Source organism: Pseudothioclava alba, from assembly GCF_033100795.1.
GTDB lineage: Bacteria > Pseudomonadota > Alphaproteobacteria > Rhodobacterales > Rhodobacteraceae > Pseudothioclava.
Window position 1 is genome coordinate 59051 of record NZ_JAWLVI010000007.1, and the last position, 17080, is coordinate 76130.

Below are 17080 nucleotides of genomic sequence, written 5' to 3' on the forward strand. Positions count from 1 at the left end.
GCGGGCGCAGCCCGACGAAAGGCGGGGGCTCGATGCCCGCGCCTTTCGTAGCCCTTAGTAGCTGTATTCCGCGTAGATCTTCGATAGATCGCCGTTCCACTCGCCGTGATATTTCTCCAGCAATTCATCTGCCGGAACACGGCCCGAGGCGACGCTTTCCTCAAGCGCATTCAGGAAGTGCGTTTCATCGGGGATCAGCCCGCCTGCTCCCGGTTTTGCGCGGGCTTTCAGGCCGGATTGCGCAATCGCTACCGCCTCGCGGGCCAGATCGTGCAGCTTGATGCCGTTCACCTCGCCCTGAAGCGCGTCCTTGGCGGCCGCACGGCGCAGCCCTTCGCGGGTTTCGTGATCCCAGCCCTTCACCAGATCCCAGGCCGCATCCAGCGCGGTCTGGTCATAGGTCAGCCCGACCCAAAGCGCGGGCAGCGCACAAAGCCGCCGCCACGGGCCGCCATCGGCGCCGCGCATCTCGATGTATTTCTTGACGCGTGCTTCGGGGAAGACCGTGGTCATATGATCCGCCCAATCCGAGAGCGTGGGCTTTTCACCGGGCAGCGCAGGCAGCTCGCCCTTCAGGAAGTCGCGGAACGACTGCCCGAGCGCATTGATATATTTGCCATCGCGGTAGACGAAATACATCGGCACATCGAGAACGTAATCGACCCAGGCCTCATAGCCCATGCCGTCCTCGAACACGAAGGGCAGCATCCCCGTGCGCGCCGGATCAAGGTTCTGCCAGACATTCGCGCGCCACGACTTGAACCCGTTGGGCTTGCCGTCAAGGAAGGGCGAATTGGCGAACAGAGCGGTCGCGACCGGCTGCAAGGCCAGCGCCACGCGCATCTTTTTCACCATGTCGGCTTCGGAGGCGAAGTCGAGGTTCACCTGCACGGTGCAGGTGCGATACATCATCGTCTTGCCCATCGTGCCAACGGAATCCATGTATTCCGTCATCAGCCGGTAGCGGCCCTTGGGCATCATCGGCATTTCTTCGTGCGCCCATTCGGGGGCGGCACCAAGGCCAATGAAGCGTGCGCCAATCCGGTCGGCGATCTGGTGGACTTCGCGCAGGTGTTCGTTCACCTCGTCGCAGGTCTGGTGGATGGTCTCCAGCGGTGCGCCCGACAGTTCAAGCTGCCCGCCCGGCTCTAGCGAGACATTCGCGCCGTTCAGATGCAGGCCGATGATTTTGTCCTGCTCGTAGATCGGGTTCCAGCCGAACTCGTCGCGCAGCCCTTCAAGCATCGCGCGGACAGACCGTGGCCCTTCGTAAGGAAGGGGCTTTAGCACATCCTTGCAATAGCCGAATTTCTCGTGCTCGGTGCCGATGCGCCAGTCGTCACGGGGCTTTTCGCCAGAAGCGATATACTCGGCCAGTTGGGCATAGCTCTCGATCGGGCCGCCGCCCTCTTGCGGAATGGACATTGCTCGCCTCTCGCGTGAATTGGAAAACTTAGGTGGCGCTAACGGGGGGCCGAGTCAAGCGCCAACGGGCGATTTCGGCTGCGGCCTAATCCACAGGCTTTGTGCGGGAATGTCGTGCTCAAGTGCGACAGTCAACGCCCCCATATCGACATCGGGCAGGGTTGCGAAGGCATCATAAAGCGCCACTGCCCCCGCAGCGGCGACCGGAATGACGATCGCGCCCCCCTCGCGCGACTTCAGCCGCCAGTGTTTGCGCCCGCGCAGGGTGAGAAGCCTGATCTCCGTCAGATCATCCAGCGCGATATAGCCGCCAAGCCCTTGGCCTGCGCCAAAATAACCGATCTGACCTTCGTCGAATTCAACGACGCCCGGGTCTTCGACAGGGCGCGCAAAGCGGGTGCGTCGGAAAGCGATGATCGCCCAGCCAAGCCCCAGAAGGGCAATCGCTCCGCCCACGGGTTGCAGCAAAAGCCCGCCAAGAGACGCGACCCAAAGGCCGAAAGCGCCGGTGGCAATGGCCGCGAATACCTCGCGCCAGTGCATAAGCGCGCGGGCCAGTTCGGGGCGGATCACCGCCAGTCCCCAAGCGCGGATTGCCACAGGGTAATCGCCGCGCAAACGGCGGTATCGGCGCGCAGGATGCGCGGCCCAAGCGAGATTGGCGTGACGAAATCGAGGGCGCGCAGCTTGGCGCGCTCGGTTTCGGAAAAGCCGCCCTCGGGGCCGATCAGGATCGCCCAAGGACCAGCGGGCAGGGTGTTCAGCGTCTCGGCGGCACCCACCAGCGCCTCGTCGGCCCAAAGGATGCGGCGCGAGGTGTCCCATCCGGCCAGCAGTTTTGACAAGGGCTGCATATCATCGACGGGGGGGACATAGGTGCCAAGGCATTGCTCGGCGGCCTCCATCGCGTGTGCCTGAAGCCGGTCCTGCCGGATGCGGCCCGAATTGGTGAACTCGGTCTGCACGGGGATGATCCGCGCGCAGCCCAGTTCGGCCGCTTTTTCGACGATAAAGTCGGTGCGCTCTTTCTTGATCGGTGCAAACAAAAGCCACAGGTCCGGCGGGGTTTGCTGCGGCGCGGCTTGTTCGCGGCAGGCAAGGATGCCCTTCTTCTTGCCAGCCTCGACCACCTCGGCGGTCCACTCGCCGTCGCGCCCGTTGAACAGCGCAATCGGCTCGCCCACGCCTTTGCGCATCACCCCGAAAAGGTAATGCGCCTGATCTGGCGTAAGAGGCACGGCTTGCCCCGCCCCCAAAGGGTGCTCTACATGAAGACGGATCTTGGCGCGTTGCGTATCAGACATGAGGCAGAAACTATGACCGGGACGAGCGAAAAGCCAGAGGGTGCAGCGGGTGTTGTTGCCGATTCCGTCGGAAACTGGGTGGATCGCTATGCGCCGCCCGCCACGCGGCCCTATCTGCGGTTGGCGCGCGCGGATCGCCCGATCGGCACATGGCTTTTGCTGCTGCCGGGGCTGTGGAGCATTGCCCTTGCCGCCGCGCAGACCGGCCCGCGCCTGTTCGACCTGTGGCTGGTGGTGGGCTTTGCAATCGGGTCGTTCCTGATGCGTGGGGCGGGCTGCACATGGAACGACATCACCGACCGCGATTTCGATGGCCGGGTCGAGCGCACGCGGTCGCGCCCGATCCCCTCGGGGCAGGTGACGGTGAAACAGGCGCTGGCGTTCATGGGGTTGCAAATGGCGATCTCGGCGCTGGTGCTGCTGACCTTCAACGCAGCGGCGATTGTTATGGCGCTGGTCGCGCTTGGGCCGGTCGCCATTTACCCCTTCGCCAAGCGGTTTACATGGTGGCCGCAGGTGTTTCTGGGGGTGGCCTTTAACTGGGGGGCGCTTCTGGGGTGGCTCGCGCATAGCGGCACGCTCGAATGGCCCGCGGTGATCCTTTATCTTGCAGGGATCGCGTGGACGCTGTTCTACGACACGATCTATGCTCATCAGGACAAAGAGGATGACGCGCTGATTGGCGTGAAATCGACCGCGCGACTGTTTGGCGAGGATAGCGCAAAATGGCTGGGCGGTTTTTTGATTGCTGCGGTCGGTCTGATGACCATCGCGGTTCTTTGGGCGCTACTGCCGGTGCGTGCGAACCCTGCGGTTCTGGCGCTGTGTCTTGGCGCGCCCTGGGTGTTTGGCGCGCATATGCTGTGGCAGATGCGGCAGCTTGACATCGACAGCCCCGAGAATTGCCTGCGGCTGTTCCGTGCGAACCGCGATGTCGGGCTGATCGTTGCGCTGTTTCTTGCCACCGGTGCAATCGCGCGATTGATCCTTGGGTAACAGCACCTTAAGGAAAGACGAGATCTATCTTTCGGAGGGTTTTCCTGCCCAATGCGTTTGCGCACAACCATTCTGACGACAGTAGCCTTCGCAACCGCCGCGCTGCTTTCCGCCGCTGCTGCAAGTGGCATCGCCGTTCTGGTCGAAAACCGCTCGCATCAGATGGTGCGTCTCGCGCTTGAGGCGGCAGGTCAGGGGTGGGCGCAGGTCGAGACGGACGGTCTTCAGGTGATCCTGACCGGAACTGCCCCGGACGAGCCTGCCCGCTTTCGCGCTCTTTCCGTTGTGGGCAGTCTGGTCGAGCGTGACCGCATCATCGACACGACCGATGTCAAAGGCAGCGCGAGCGTGCAGGCGCCCGAATTCTCGCTGGAAATTCTGCGCAACGGTGATGGCATCCAGTTGATCGGGCTGATCCCGAAAGCCAGTAAAAGCAGCAAGCTGATCAAGGAATTGCAGGATCTGGCCGAGGGCGGGCAAGTCACCGACCTGCTGGAAACCGCCGATTACCCAATGCCGCCCGGCTGGGCGCAGGCGCAAAGTTTCGCCTACGAGACCCTGCGCACCCTGCCACGCGCGAAGATTTCCGTCTCCAGCGGGCATGTCTCGATCGAGGCGATCACCGAATCGGTGAAAGAGAAAGCCCGCGTGGAAACCTCGCTCGCGCGGCGGCGTCCGGCGGATATGAAGCTGGACTTCGACATCTCGGCGCCGCGTCCCGTGATTACCCCCTTTACGCTGCGCTTCATCATTGATGACGAAGGCGCGCGATTTGATGCCTGTTCCGCCGATACCACGCGCGCGCGCGACCGGATCATTGCGGCGGCGCGTGGCGCGGGGGCCGAGGGGGCGCAGGGGTGCACCATCGGTATGGGGGTTCCCTCGCCGCAATGGGGCGCTGCGGTCGAGATGGCCTTGGGTGCGCTGAAAGAAATGGGCAAGGGAACGCTGACATTCTCGGATGCGGATATTGCTCTGAGCGCCGATCCGTCTGTGGCGCAGCAGGATTTCGACCGCGTGGTCGGCGAGCTGGAATCCAACCTCCCCGAGGTGTTCTCGCTGAAGTCCGAGCTGCGCAAGGCCGAGGTCGCGACGACGGCGGCGGTCGAGTTCTTGGCGGAGAAAACGGAAAACGGGCGGGTGGTTCTGCGCGGGCGGGTCGGGACTGCCGGCCAGCGCGACATCGTCGAGAATTTCGCCCGTGCGCAATTCGGGCATGAAGCGGTTTATGGCGCAACGCGGAGTGCGGAAAACCTGCCCTCGGGTTGGTCTTTGCGCGCGCTGGCAGGGCTTGAGGCGCTGCATGAATTGCATCAGGGCAGCCTTACCGTCACGCCCGCCAAGATCATCTTGCGTGGCGTCAGTGCCAGCCCCGAAGCCTCTGATGCTGCCGCCCGCATTCTGGCCGAGCGCCTTGGCGAAGGCGCCGACATCGAGCTTTCGATCACCTATGACAAACGCCTTGATCCCGTGCTGGCGCTGCCCGACGGGCCGGAATGTGTGGCGCGTCTGAATACGGTTCTGGCGGGATCAAAGATCACTTTCGAGCCGGGGTCGTCAACGATTGCGGTCGCGGGGGGGGAGGCGCTCGACCGGCTGGCGGGCGCGATGAAGGATTGCGATGCCTTCGGCATGGAGATCGGTGGGCATACCGATAGCCAGGGCTCCGACGAGATGAACCTGCGCCTGTCGCAAGATCGTGCTTCAGCCGTGCTGCGCGCGCTGATGGATCGCCGGATTTCGGTGCGCAACCTCTCGGCCAAAGGCTACGGCGAGACGCAGCCGATCGAGGCGAACGATACCGAAGAGGGCCGCGAGGCCAACCGCCGGATTGCGTTTGTGCTTCTGGATGCGACACCTCAGGATGAGGGCGCCGCCGATGCTTCCTCCACCGAGGTTACTGCAACTGAACCCGTGGCCGCGACACAGGCCACGAACGCCGACACTGCCCGTGGGGCAGAGGTTACTGTCGAAACGCCCGCCAAAGATACACCCCGCCCGAAGCCGCGCCCCGAAGGGCTTGGCCAGTAAGCTCCATCACGAGGGAAAGCGGACATGAACAACATCCAATTCACCGTCGCTACCGCGATTATCCTGTTCGTCGCCTTTGCGCTTGGCTGGGTGGCGTCGTGGCTGATCCATCGCCTGACGCGGGTGACGCAAGCCGATATGGGCGAGCTGGAGCAAATGGCGCAGGCGCTTCACGAGGCCGAGGAAACGCGCGAGCAGGCAATCACCTATATCGAGCAGCGCGAGGCCGAACTGATGAACCAGATCAACCAGACCGAGGCCGAATTGCGCGCCGCGATGGATGGTCTGCGCGACGCCCGCCACGAGGCCGAGGAACTGCGCGCCTATATCGAGCGGATGCAGTCGGGCGAGTAACCGGGGGCGCAGCCGCCGACGAAAGGACGGGGCTCGACGCCCCGGCGTTTCGTAGCCTCCCCGCTCAGGCGGCAGGTTTGCGGATCGCGGGCGCGGCCTCTTTCACCAGTGCCGCCAGCGCGGGGTTTTCCAGCTCCGCCATCAGGTCACCGCGCATATCGGGCGACCAGTTTTCGTTGATATGGGTGGCAATGCCAGCGGCGCGATCCCCCGGCTGGCTTTCGAAAAACGCGGCGATCTGGTTGGCCATTTTGATGATCTGGTTCATGCTTCCTCCAGAAGGCGTTCGGGATGGGTGTAAATCTGGCACTCTTGCGCGCTTGCGCGGCCAATCAGGGTCAGGTTGCAGCGGTCGGCCTCGTCCACGGCCAGCGCGGTCGCTGCCCCCGCGCCGATCAGAACTTCGGCACCCAGCATCGCGGCCTTTTGCACAAGGTCAACCGAAAGGCGTGAGGTCACAACCAGCGCGCCGCCCGAGGCATCGCCCTTCAGCTTGCCCGCCAGCTTGTCCAGCGCATTGTGGCGCCCGACATCTTCGGCAGTGGCGACAAGCCCGTTATCAGACCTCCAAAGCCCCGCCGCATGGGTCGCGCGGACCTTGTCTTGCAAGGGCTGGCAGGCCCGCAGCGCCTCCAGCGCTTGGCATGGTGCTGATGCGTCTAGCCGCAGGGAATTTGTGGCGATAGCGGGCACCTCGCGCAGCGCCTGCGCGATTGAATCGATCCCGCACAGCCCGCAACCTACCGGCCCCATCATCGCGCGGCGCCGCTCGCGAAAAGCGCTCCCCGCCTCGGGGGCCAGCCAGCCGCGCGCCTCGATCCCACGTTCCAGATCCACGATCTCGTGGCGGGTCAGTTGCGCAGGCGTTTCGATGATGCCTTCGGTCAGGGCAAAGCCCAACAGGAACGCCTCGATGTCATCGGGCGTCGCCATCATCACAGCCTGCGTCACCCCGTCATAAGACAGGGCGACGGGCACTTCGTCAGCCAAGGGAAATGGGCCGGACTGTCGCCAGCCGGATCGGCCCGTCTTGGTCATTCGGCGGCCTCGATCCGGCGCGACTTGTCGGCCTGCTCGGAATACTCGGTTTGCCATTCGGACGGTCCGTTCGAGGGCGCGACCTGCACGGCGGTGACTTTGTATTCGGGGCAGTTGGTGGCCCAGTCCGAGTTATCCGTCGTCACCACGTTCGCCTGCGTCGTCGGGTGGTGGAAGGTCGTATAGACCACACCCGGCGAGACGCGTTCCGTGATTGTGACGCGCAGCGTGGTATCCCCCGAACGCGAGGCCAGCCGGACCCAGTCGCCCTCAGAAATGCCGCGGGCGTCTGCATCCTGCGGGTGCATTTCAAGAATATCCTCGGCGTGCCAGGCGGTGTTCTCGGTCCGCCGCGTCTGCGCGCCCACGTTATACTGCGACAGGATGCGCCCAGTGGTTAGCAACAGCGGGAAGCGCGGGCCGGTGCGTTCGTCGGTCGGCACGTAGGCTGTGCGGATGAACCGCCCCTTACCGCGCACGAAGGCATCGACGTGCATCACGGGCGAGCCCTCGGGGGCTGCATCGTTGCACGGCCATTGCACCGAGCCACGCGTCTCCAGCATGTCATAGGTGACATTGGCAAAGCCGGGCGTGGTTGCCGCGATCTCGGCCATGATCTGGCTGGGGTGCGTGTAGTTCCAGTTCGCGCCCATCGCATTGGCAAGCATCTGGGTCACTTCCCAGTCGGCAAAACCGTTCTTGGGCGACATCACGCGGCGAACCATATTGATACGACGTTCGGCGTTGGTGAAGGTGCCGTCCTTCTCAAGGAAAGTCGACCCGGGCAGGAACACATGCGCGTAGTTTGCGGTCTCGTTCAGGAAGAGGTCGTGAACGATCACGCACTCCATCGCGGCAAGCCCTGCAACGACGTGACGGGTGTCGGGGTCGGACTGCAGGATGTCTTCACCCTGAATGTAGATCCCTTTGAAGCGGCCCTGAACGGCGGCGTCGAGCATGTTGTTGATGCGCAGGCCGGGTTCGGGATCGAGCGTGACGCCCCATGCGTTTTCAAAGATCGCGCGCACGGCAGGGTCCGACACATGGCGATAGCCCGGCAGGTCTTGCGGGAACGAACCCATGTCGCACGAACCTTGCACGTTGTTCTGGCCGCGCAGCGGGTTCACACCCACGCCCGGGCGCCCGATATTGCCGGTCATCATCGCAAGGTTTGCAATGGCGATAACCGTGGTCGAGCCCTGGCTGTGCTCGGTCACGCCCAGACCGTAGTAGATCGAGGCATTGGGCGCCGCCGCATAGGCGCGCGCAGCGGCGCGCATGGTCTCGGCCGGAACGCCGGTCAGCTCGGCAACGGCCTCGGGCGAATAATCGGGGTTCGAGACGAACTCGGCGTAATCCGACCATTCCTCCCAATCGCAGCGCTCGCGGATGAAGGCTTCGTTGAACAGACCCTCGGTCACGATCACATGGGCCAGCGCCGTGACGGTGGCAACGTTGGTGCCGGGCTTGAGTTGCAGATGCAGGTTTTCGCCCAGATGCGGGGTTTCCAGCAGGTCGATGCGGCGCGGGTCGACAACGATCAGGCTGGCGCCCTGACGCAGACGCTTGCGCAGACGCGAGCCGAAGACGGGGTGCGCGTCGGTCGGGTTCGCGCCGATCACCAGTGCGAGATCGGTTTCCTCGACCGAGTCGAAGTTCTGCGTGCCGGCCGAGGTGCCGAAAGTCTGCTTCAGACCATAGCCGGTCGGAGAGTGGCAGACGCGGGCGCAGGTGTCGGTGTTGTTATTGCCAAACACCGCGCGCGTCAGCTTCTGCACAAGGTAGGTTTCTTCGTTGGTGCAGCGCGACGAGGTGATAACGCCGACCGAGTTCTTGCCGTAAGTCGACTGAATCGCGCCCATCTTGCGCGCGGTGAAGGCCAGCGCCTCCTCCCACGAAACCTCGCGCCACGGCTCGTCGATGGTGTCACGGATCATCGGGTTGAGGATACGGTCCTGATGGGTCGCATAGCCCCATGCAAAGCGGCCCTTCACGCAGGAATGGCCCCGGTTTGCCTCGCCGCCCTTGTAGGGGACCATGCGGACCAGCTCTTCGCCGCGCATCTGCGCCTCGAACGAGCAGCCGACGCCGCAATAGGCGCAGGTGGTGACGACCGAACGCTCGGGCAGGCCGACCTCTTCGACGGATTTCTCGACCAGCGTCGCGGTCGGGCAGGCCTGCACGCAGGCGCCGCAGCTTACGCAATCCGACGACAGGAAATCGGGCGCCGCGGTCGAGATGCGGGCGTCAAAGCCGCGCCCCTCGATGGTCAGCGCGAAAGTGCCCTGAACCTCTTCGCAGGCACGCACGCAGCGCATACAGACGATGCATTTCGCCGGGTCGTAGCTGAAATAGGGGTTCGATTGGTCTTTCGGAATATAGCAGGGGTTTGCCTCGCCGTTCTGGCGCGGCTCGAAGTGGTTTTCGCCCGCCAGATAGCGCACATCGCGCAGCCCCGTCGCAGCTGCCATGTCTTGCAGCTCGCAATCGCCATTGGCGGCGCAGGTCAGGCAATCCAGCGGGTGGTCCGAGATATACAGCTCCATCACACCGCGGCGCAGTTTCGCAAGCTGCTCGGTCTGCGTGTGCACAATCATGCCCGCCTGAACCGGCGTGGTGCAGGACGCAGGCGTGCCGCGCATACCCTCGACCTCGACCATGCACAGGCGGCACGATCCGATGGGCTCAAGCATATCGGTGGCGCAAAGCTTGGGCACGGTGATGCCGGCCTCTTTCGCCGCGCGCATGACCGAGGTGCCCGCAGGCACGGTCACGGCAACGCCGTCGATGGTCAGGGAAACCGGCGCGCCCTTGCGGACAGGGGTGCCGTGATCGGGGATGATAAAGTCTTTCATTCTGCGGCCTCCTGTTTGCGAGGGCGGAACTCTTCGGGGAACGCATTTAGCGCAGATAGGACGGGGTAGGGGGCAAATCCACCAAGCGCGCAAAGCGAGCCGAGTTTCATCACCTCGCACAGATCGCGCAGGATCGGTTCGGCGGCAGCATCACCCGCCAGCATCCGGTCGATGGTTTCGACGCCGCGCACCGAGCCGATACGGCACGGCGTGCAGGTGCCGCAGCTTTCGATCGCGCAGAACTCCATTGCAAAGCGTGCCATCGCGGCCATGTCAGCGGTTTCGTCGAAGACGGTAAAGCCCGCGTGGCCGACGATCCCGTCTTTGGCGGCGAATTCTTCGTAGCCGACGGGGATGTCGAATTGTTCGGGGGTGAAATAGGCGCCCAAGGGGCCGCCCACCTGCACCGCCTTCACTGCGCGGCCCGAGGCTGTGCCGCCACCGATGGTGTTGACCACCTCGCCAAGCGTGGTGCCGAAGGCGGTTTCATAAAGGCCACCAAAGCGGATGTTGCCCGCCAGTTGCAGCGGCATGGTCCCGCGCGAACGCCCGATGCCAAAATCGGCATAAGCGGCGGCGCCGTTTTCGAAAATCCACGGGATCGTGCCAAGCGACAGGACGTTATTCACCACCGTCGGGCGGCCCATGAAACCTTTGAGCGCGGGCAGGGGCGGCTTGGCGCGCACAGTGCCGCGTTTGCCCTCAAGCGAGTTCAGAAGCGAGGTTTCCTCGCCGCAGACATAGGCGCCTGCGCCGACGCGAATCTCCAGATCGAAGCCGTGCTCCGAGCCAAGGATCGACGCGCCCAGAAGCCCCGCCTCTTTGGCAACGGCGCAAGCCGCGCGCATCACGCGGATCGCATCGGGGTATTCCGAGCGGATATAGACAAAGCCCTTGGTCGCACCGACCGAGAGGCCCGCGATCACCATGCCTTCGATCAGGCAAAGGGGATCGCCCTCCATCAGCATACGGTCTGCGAAGGTGCCGCTGTCGCCCTCGTCGGCGTTGCACACGATGTATTTCTGCGGCGCCTCGGCATTCGCGACGGTTTTCCATTTGATGCCGGTCGGGAAGCCCGCGCCGCCACGACCACGCAGGCCCGAAGCGGTGACTTCCTCAAGCCGCTCGTCGCGCGACATGGACAGCGCGCGCTTGACGCCGGACAGGCCGCCGTTCGCCTGATAGTCGGCGATCGAGAGCGGGTCGATCAGGCCGACGCGGGCGAAGGTCAGGCGGGTTTGCGATTTGAAGAACGGGATTTCATCGACAAGGCCAAGCGCCTTGGGGTGTGCAGCCAGATCGCCAAAGAGGGCGGGGACATCCTCGGGGGTCATCGGGCCAAAGCCCATGCGGCCTTGCGCCGTTTCGACCTCGACCATCGGCTCCAGCCAGATCATACCGCGCGAGCCGTTGCGCACGAGGGTAATGTCCTGGCCCTGCGCGCTGATCGCGGCGGCAACAGCATCGGCACCAAGGGCGCGGGCGGCGGCATCTGCGGGGACGTAAATCTTCATGCCGAAACCTCCGCGGCCAGACGCTCGGGGGTGGCGCGGCCGATCAATTGGTCGTTCACTTGGGCTGCCGGACCACAGGCACACAGCCCGAGGCAATAGACCGCCTCAAGCGAGACCTTTTCATCCGAAGCCCCAAGCTTCACGCCAAGCGCGGCCTCAAGGCGCGCAATCATGCCCTCGGCGCCCATCGACTGACACGCCTCGGCGCGGCAGACGCGGATCACATGGCGCTTGGCCGGTTCCGCGCGGAAATCGTGGTAGAAGTGCAAGACACCGTGCAGCTCGGCCTGCGTAATGCCAAGGGCTGCGCTGATCGGCGCGTGGGCGGCCTCGGGCACAAACCCGAACGCGTCCTGCAATGCGTGCAGAATCGGCAAAAGCGGCCCTTCGGTGCCTTCGTGAGCGGCGATAATCGCAGAAATCTGTGCGGCGTCTGACATATGACTCCTCCCCTTGCGCCCCTGACTCTGACCCCAAGCGGGCAAATGAGGCAAATCAAAATACGACGACCCATGGCGTGATTGCGAAGTCATGTCGGATTATCGCTTGCGAGGCGCTTGTCGGCCTTGCCGCGAAGCCCTACATCGGAGGCTATGTCAGTGAGCCGCTTCATCCCCGCCCGTTTCAACCGCAAAATTCCGGTTGTGCCCCTGATCCGCCTTGATGGTGCGATCGGAGCGGGTGCGCGTCCCGGCGCGCAAGGCATGTCGGATAAGGCGCTGGCGCCGCTGATCGAACGCGCCTTTCGCAAGAAGCCTGCGGCGGTCGCCTTGGCGATCAACAGCCCCGGCGGCTCGCCCGTGCAAAGCTCGCTGATCGCGTCGCGTATCCGGCGGTTGGCGGATGAAAACAATGTGCCGGTTCATGCCTTTGTCGAGGATGTCGCAGCATCTGGCGGCTATTGGCTGGCCTGCGCGGCGGATGACATCTGGGCGGATGCTGCCTCGGTCGTGGGGTCGATCGGGGTGATCTCGGCGGGGTTTGGCCTGCAAGGCTTTATCAAGAAGCACGGGATCGAGCGGCGGATGCACACGGCTGGCACCTCCAAAAGCTTCATGGACCCCTTCGCGCCCGAAAAGCCCGAAGATGTCGCGCGCCTTCAGTCGATCCTTGAGCCGATGCATCAGATTTTCAAGGACTGGGTGGTGCAGCGCCGTGGCGAGCGGCTGGCCGAGAATGATGAGCTGTTCACCGGTGCGTTCTGGCTGGCAGAGCGCGGGCAGGAACTGGGTCTGGTCGACGGGATCGGCCATGCCGCGCCCAAGCTTAAGGAATTCTACGGCGAGAAGGTGCGCATCCTTCCGCTGAATATCGGCCGCCCGTGGTATCGCCGCTTTGGCGCGGGGCTTGGGGCCGAGATCGGCGCGCAGGCCGCGGGTGCCCTGATCGACAGCGCCGAAGAGCGCGCCCTTTGGCAACGCTACGGGCTGTAAGCGGATGCTTGTCAAAGGAATGACCCTGTTTCTGGTGGTGATGGCGGTGCTGGCCATGTTCGGGAAGCTCCGGTTTCCGGGGCTTGGCGGGCGCAAACCCGCACGCCTGAGCAAACGCTGCCCGTCCTGCGGGCGCCCGCAGATCGGCTCAACCCACTGTTCGTGCAAGACAAAGGCATAAAATGCTCTGGGATATTTTTCTGATCACGCTCGGGCTCGGGCTTTTGGTGGTTGCGGGCGATATGCTGGTCAAAGGCGCGGTCAGTCTGGCGCTGAAGCTGGGTATTCCCGCGCTGATCGTAGGTCTGACGATCGTTGCCTTTGGCACTTCGGCGCCCGAGATGATGGTCTCGGTTGCGGCTGTGCTGGACCATGTTCCCGCAATTGCCTTGGGCAACGTCATCGGCTCGAACACGGCGAATGTTCTGCTGGTGCTTGGCCTGCCCGCGCTGATCGCGACGATCCACACCGCCGAGCATGACACCCGCGAAAGCGCGGTCATTATGATCGGCGCGACGGTGCTGTTTATCCTTGTGTGCTTCCTCGGGCCGATTGGCTGGCCGCACGCGCTGGTTCTGTTGGGGGCGCTGGCGCTGATACTGGGGCGGCAGATCCATCACGCGATTTGTCACCGCAATAACCGCGACGAAGAAGAGATCGAGGGCGCCGACCCGCATCTGCCCGGCTGGAAGATAGCCGCCTATATCGGTGCGGGGCTTGTTGGCCTGCCGTTCGGCGCGGATTTTCTGGTCGAGGGGTCCAGCTCGATCGCGCGGGCCTTTGGGATTTCCGAGGCGGTGATCGGTCTGACGCTTGTGGCTGTGGGGACGTCGCTGCCGGAACTTGCGACCTCGATCACGGCGGCGCGCAAGGGTCATGCGGATGTCGCCTTGGGCAATGTGATCGGCTCGAATATCTTTAACCTGCTCTCGATCATCGGGTTTGCCGGCCTTGTCGGTCCGTTGCCGGTGCCTGCGCAAATGCTGGCGGTGGACCTGTGGGTGATGCTGGGGACAAGCCTTCTGGTGCTGCCGTTTGTCTTCAACGGCTGGCCCATCGGCAAGCGGGTGGGCCTCGTGTTCACCGCGCTTTATGCTATCTATGTGGTAGCCCTCGTGATCGGAGACAAACTGATATGAAAACGGCCCTCGTCACAGGCGGTGCAAAGCGGCTGGGGCGGGCGATGGTGCGCTATCTGGCGGGGCGCGGGTTTGATGTAGCGATTCATTACAACGGCTCGGGCGCCGAGGCCGACGAGCTTGCCGCCGAGGTCCGCGCAGAGGGCGTGCAGGCCATTGCTCTGCAAGCCGACATGTTGAACGAGGCCGAGGTGACGCCCTTGGTCTCGCGCGCGGCCGAAGGGCTGGGGCGGCCGCTTGATCTCTTGGTCAATAACGCCTCGATTTTCGAATACGACAACATCCGCACCGCGACGCGCGAAAGCTGGGACAGGCATTTCGAATCCAACCTGCGCGCGCCCTATGTCTTGATGCAGGAATTCGCACGCCAGGCGCCGCAAGCCGACCGCAGCGGGGGCGAGCCGGTTGCCCGCGCGCTGGTGGTCAATATGCTCGATCAGCGGGTGCGCAAACTTACGCCCGAGTTCTCAAGCTATACGCTGGCCAAGATGGGGCTTTGGGCGCTGACGCAGACATCGGCGCAGGGACTTGCCCCCGATATTCGCGTGAATGCGATCGGGCCGGGGCCGACCTTGCAAGGCGCGCATCAAAGCGAAAGCCAGTTTGCGAACCAGCGCGCCGCGACGCTTTTGCAGCGCGGAGCCGACCCTGACGACATCTGCGCGGCCCTGGGCTATCTGATCGACGCAAAGGCGGTAACGGGGCAGCTTATCTGCGTGGATGGAGGGCAGCATCTGGGCTGGAAAACCCCCGATGTGAGGGGCGTCGAGTGACCTGCGGGACCGCGAAAACCTGTATCTGCGCGACAACTTGTCCACCAGCCGCGTTTCCGTCACGGAAACGTTACGAAAAGGTTAGGAAATTCAGGGGGTTGCTTGGGGCATAAAAATTTATAAAGTAAAATCAAATACTTGCAAAACTGCCTAATTTTTGTGCATCTTAACGAAATGCAAACAGAACAAGGAAGATTCCGCGCTCGCCCAAGTTTTCCAACAGAGTTATCCACAGAAATGGTGGACAGGTTTTCCCTTGAACTAGATCGCATATGATTGCAGCCGACCAGAGAATCGCACCGACCAGATGAGTGATAGCGACAACATCGACTTTGACCCTGAAAATGCCGGTCCCGAGCGGCTGACGGGGCACGCGCTGATCGCGGATTATGTGACGCGGCTGGATGGCTCGCCCGGCGTCTACCGGATGCTGAACGAGACCGGCGAGGTGCTGTATGTCGGCAAGGCGCGCAACCTGAAAGCGCGGGTGTCGAACTACGCGCGCACCACGGGCCATTCGGCACGCATCCAGCGGATGATCTTTGAAACGCGGCGGATGATGTTCCTCACCACGCGGACCGAGACCGAGGCGCTCCTGCTGGAGCAGAACCTCATCAAGCAGCTCAAGCCGCGCTACAACGTGCTGTTGCGCGACGACAAAAGCTTTCCGCATATCCAGATCACGGGCGACCACGACTTTCCGATGATCCGCAAGCATCGCGGCAAGCGGGGGACGACGGGCGCCTATTTCGGGCCGTTCGCCTCGGCCAGCGCGGTGAACCGGACGCTGAACCATTTGCAGCGGGTGTTTTTGCTGCGCGATTGCTCGGATGCGATGTTCGGCGCGCGCACGCGGCCCTGCCTGCAATACCAGATCAAACGCTGTTCCGGCCCCTGTGTCGGGCGCATTTCCGAGGCCGAGTATGCGGGCCTTGTCGAAGATGCAAAGCGGTTTCTGGAGGGCAAGACCACCACGATCCAGAAGGAACTGGCCGCGCAGATGCAGGACGCCTCGGACACGATGGAGTTCGAACGCGCCGCCGCTTTGCGTGACCGGATCAAGGCGCTGACCAATGTGCAGGAAAGCCAGGGCATCAACCCGCGCGGCGTGGCCGAAGCGGATGTCGTGGCGCTGCATATGGAGGGCGGGCAGGCCTGTGTGCAGGTGTTCTTCATCCGCGCGCATCAAAGCTGGGGCAACCATGCGTTTTATCCGCGCACAGGCTCGGGCGCGGATGAGGCCGAGGTCTTGCAGGCCTTCCTTGCGCAGTTCTATGACCACAAACCCCCGCCGAAGCTGATCTTGCTGTCGCATCCGATCGAAGACGAGGATCTGATGACGGACGCGCTCAGCCAGAAGGCAGGTCGCAAGGTCGAGATCGCCATGCCCAAGCGCGGCGAAAAGGCAGAGCTGGTGGAGAACGCCGCCCGTAACGCGCGCGAAAGCCTTGGACGGCGGATGTCGGAATCGGCGGCGCAGGCCAAGCTATTGGCGGGGGTGGCCTCGGCCTTTGGCCTAGGGGCACCGCCCAACCGGATCGAGATTTACGACAACTCGCATATTCAGGGCGCCCATGCGGTCGGTGGCATGGTCGTTGCGGGGCCGGAAGGCTTTATCAAGGGCCAGTATCGCAAGTGGAACATCAAGGATAATGACCTCACGCCGGGCGATGACTTTGGCATGATGAAAGAGGTTCTGACCCGTCGCTTCGCGCGTCTTATCAAAGAAGACCCGAACCGCGAAAGCGAAAGCTGGCCCGATCTTTTGCTGATCGACGGCGGTGCGGGGCAGGTATCTGCCGTGCGCGAGGTGATGGAGGCGATGGGCGTTGGCGATATTGCGATGGTCGGTGTCGCCAAGGGGATCGACCGCGATCTGGGCAAGGAAGAGTTCCACCGCACCGGCCAGCGCCCCTTTGCGCTGCAACGCAACGACCCCGTGCTTTACTACATCCAGCGCCTGCGCGACGAGGCGCACCGTTGGGCGATTGGCGCGCATCGGGCCAAGCGTGCCAAGGCAACGATGGCGAACCCGCTGGACGAAATCCCCGGAATCGGGGCAACCCGCAAGCGCGCGCTTTTGGCGCATTTCGGCTCGGCCAAGGCGGTATCACGGGCGGGTCTGGTCGATCTGATGGATGCGCCCGGCATTTCCGAGGCGATGGCCGAGACGATCTACAACTTCTTCAACGACAGAGATTGACGAAAGCGCCGTCAC

The 17080-nt window shown here is 63.4% G+C and carries 16 protein-coding genes; 8 read left to right on the forward strand and 8 right to left on the reverse strand.

Annotated elements, in window-relative coordinates; all coding sequences use genetic code 11:
* Positions 1 to 54: 54 nt before the first annotated feature.
* Genes RYZ20_RS13990 through RYZ20_RS14000 form a run of 3 tightly spaced genes read right to left on the reverse strand, consistent with a single transcriptional unit; the run spans position 55 to position 2729 of the window.
* A complete protein-coding gene (locus RYZ20_RS13990) occupies positions 55 to 1425 on the reverse strand; it encodes a glutamate--cysteine ligase (RefSeq protein WP_317674488.1) in 1371 nt (456 codons plus the stop codon).
* 54 nt (positions 1426 to 1479) lie between these two features.
* Complete coding sequence (locus tag RYZ20_RS13995) at positions 1480 to 2025, reverse strand: hypothetical protein (protein ID WP_317674490.1); 546 nt, start codon at positions 2023 to 2025, stop codon at positions 1480 to 1482.
* Positions 1995 to 2729: a 16S rRNA (uracil(1498)-N(3))-methyltransferase gene (locus RYZ20_RS14000; protein WP_317674492.1), complete on the reverse strand. Its 735-nt coding sequence runs from the start codon at positions 2727 to 2729 to the stop codon at positions 1995 to 1997. Before RYZ20_RS14000 ends, RYZ20_RS13995 begins: the two co-directional genes overlap by 31 nt.
* A 12-nt stretch (positions 2730 to 2741) precedes the next feature.
* Here RYZ20_RS14000 and ubiA point away from each other — a divergent pair, with 12 nt between their 5' ends.
* From ubiA to RYZ20_RS14015, 3 genes are read left to right on the forward strand one after another with little or no spacing between them, the layout of a single operon-like run.
* Positions 2742 to 3725, forward strand: a complete 984-nt coding sequence (gene ubiA, locus RYZ20_RS14005; RefSeq protein ID WP_317674494.1) for a 4-hydroxybenzoate octaprenyltransferase — start codon at positions 2742 to 2744, stop codon at positions 3723 to 3725.
* A gap of 51 nt (positions 3726 to 3776) precedes the next feature.
* Positions 3777 to 5756: an OmpA family protein gene (locus RYZ20_RS14010; protein ID WP_317674496.1), complete on the forward strand. Its 1980-nt coding sequence runs from the start codon at positions 3777 to 3779 to the stop codon at positions 5754 to 5756.
* A gap of 24 nt (positions 5757 to 5780) precedes the next feature.
* Entirely contained in the window at positions 5781 to 6110 is a 330-nt protein-coding gene (locus RYZ20_RS14015; protein WP_317674498.1) for a hypothetical protein, read from the forward strand.
* 64 nt (positions 6111 to 6174) lie between these two features.
* Here the strand turns inward: RYZ20_RS14015 and RYZ20_RS14020 are convergent, their stop codons facing one another.
* The 5 genes from RYZ20_RS14020 to RYZ20_RS14040 are packed head-to-tail and all read right to left on the reverse strand — an operon-like array spanning position 6175 to position 11957.
* Positions 6175 to 6378 (reverse strand): formate dehydrogenase subunit delta, encoded by a 204-nt coding sequence (locus tag RYZ20_RS14020; protein WP_317674500.1) that lies wholly within the window; start codon positions 6376 to 6378, stop codon positions 6175 to 6177.
* On the reverse strand, positions 6375 to 7148 hold the full coding sequence (fdhD, locus tag RYZ20_RS14025) for a formate dehydrogenase accessory sulfurtransferase FdhD (RefSeq protein ID WP_317674502.1): 774 nt from the start codon (positions 7146 to 7148) through the stop codon (positions 6375 to 6377). Before fdhD ends, RYZ20_RS14020 begins: the two co-directional genes overlap by 4 nt.
* Positions 7145 to 10003 carry a formate dehydrogenase subunit alpha gene (gene fdhF / locus RYZ20_RS14030; RefSeq protein ID WP_317674504.1) on the reverse strand — a complete coding sequence of 953 codons (2859 nt, stop codon included), beginning with the start codon at positions 10001 to 10003 and terminating at the stop codon, positions 7145 to 7147. Before fdhF ends, fdhD begins: the two co-directional genes overlap by 4 nt.
* Positions 10000 to 11517, reverse strand: coding sequence for an NADH-ubiquinone oxidoreductase-F iron-sulfur binding region domain-containing protein (locus RYZ20_RS14035; protein WP_317674506.1), 1518 nt, complete (start codon positions 11515 to 11517; stop codon positions 10000 to 10002). The genes fdhF and RYZ20_RS14035 overlap by 4 nt, the downstream gene beginning before the upstream one ends.
* Entirely contained in the window at positions 11514 to 11957 is a 444-nt protein-coding gene (locus RYZ20_RS14040; RefSeq protein WP_317674508.1) for an NAD(P)H-dependent oxidoreductase subunit E, read from the reverse strand. The genes RYZ20_RS14035 and RYZ20_RS14040 overlap by 4 nt, the downstream gene beginning before the upstream one ends.
* Positions 11958 to 12110: 153 nt before the next feature.
* Here RYZ20_RS14040 and RYZ20_RS14045 point away from each other — a divergent pair, with 153 nt between their 5' ends.
* The 5 genes from RYZ20_RS14045 to uvrC all read left to right on the forward strand — a co-directional run bounded on the left by RYZ20_RS14045 (position 12111) and on the right by uvrC (position 17065).
* Complete coding sequence (locus tag RYZ20_RS14045) at positions 12111 to 12950, forward strand: S49 family peptidase (RefSeq protein ID WP_317674510.1); 840 nt, start codon at positions 12111 to 12113, stop codon at positions 12948 to 12950.
* A 4-nt stretch (positions 12951 to 12954) separates the two neighbouring features.
* The gene (locus RYZ20_RS14050; protein ID WP_317674512.1) at positions 12955 to 13131 is read left to right on the forward strand and encodes a hypothetical protein; all 177 of its coding nucleotides are present in this window, start codon (positions 12955 to 12957) and stop codon (positions 13129 to 13131) included.
* Between the two features lies 1 nt (position 13132).
* Positions 13133 to 14089 (forward strand): calcium/sodium antiporter, encoded by a 957-nt coding sequence (locus RYZ20_RS14055; protein WP_317674514.1) that lies wholly within the window; start codon positions 13133 to 13135, stop codon positions 14087 to 14089.
* Positions 14086 to 14862 carry an SDR family oxidoreductase gene (locus RYZ20_RS14060; protein WP_317674516.1) on the forward strand — a complete coding sequence of 259 codons (777 nt, stop codon included), beginning with the start codon at positions 14086 to 14088 and terminating at the stop codon, positions 14860 to 14862. The genes RYZ20_RS14055 and RYZ20_RS14060 overlap by 4 nt, the downstream gene beginning before the upstream one ends.
* A gap of 307 nt (positions 14863 to 15169) precedes the next feature.
* Positions 15170 to 17065, forward strand: coding sequence for an excinuclease ABC subunit UvrC (gene uvrC / locus RYZ20_RS14065; RefSeq protein WP_317674518.1), 1896 nt, complete (start codon positions 15170 to 15172; stop codon positions 17063 to 17065).
* Positions 17066 to 17080 lie beyond the last annotated feature (15 nt).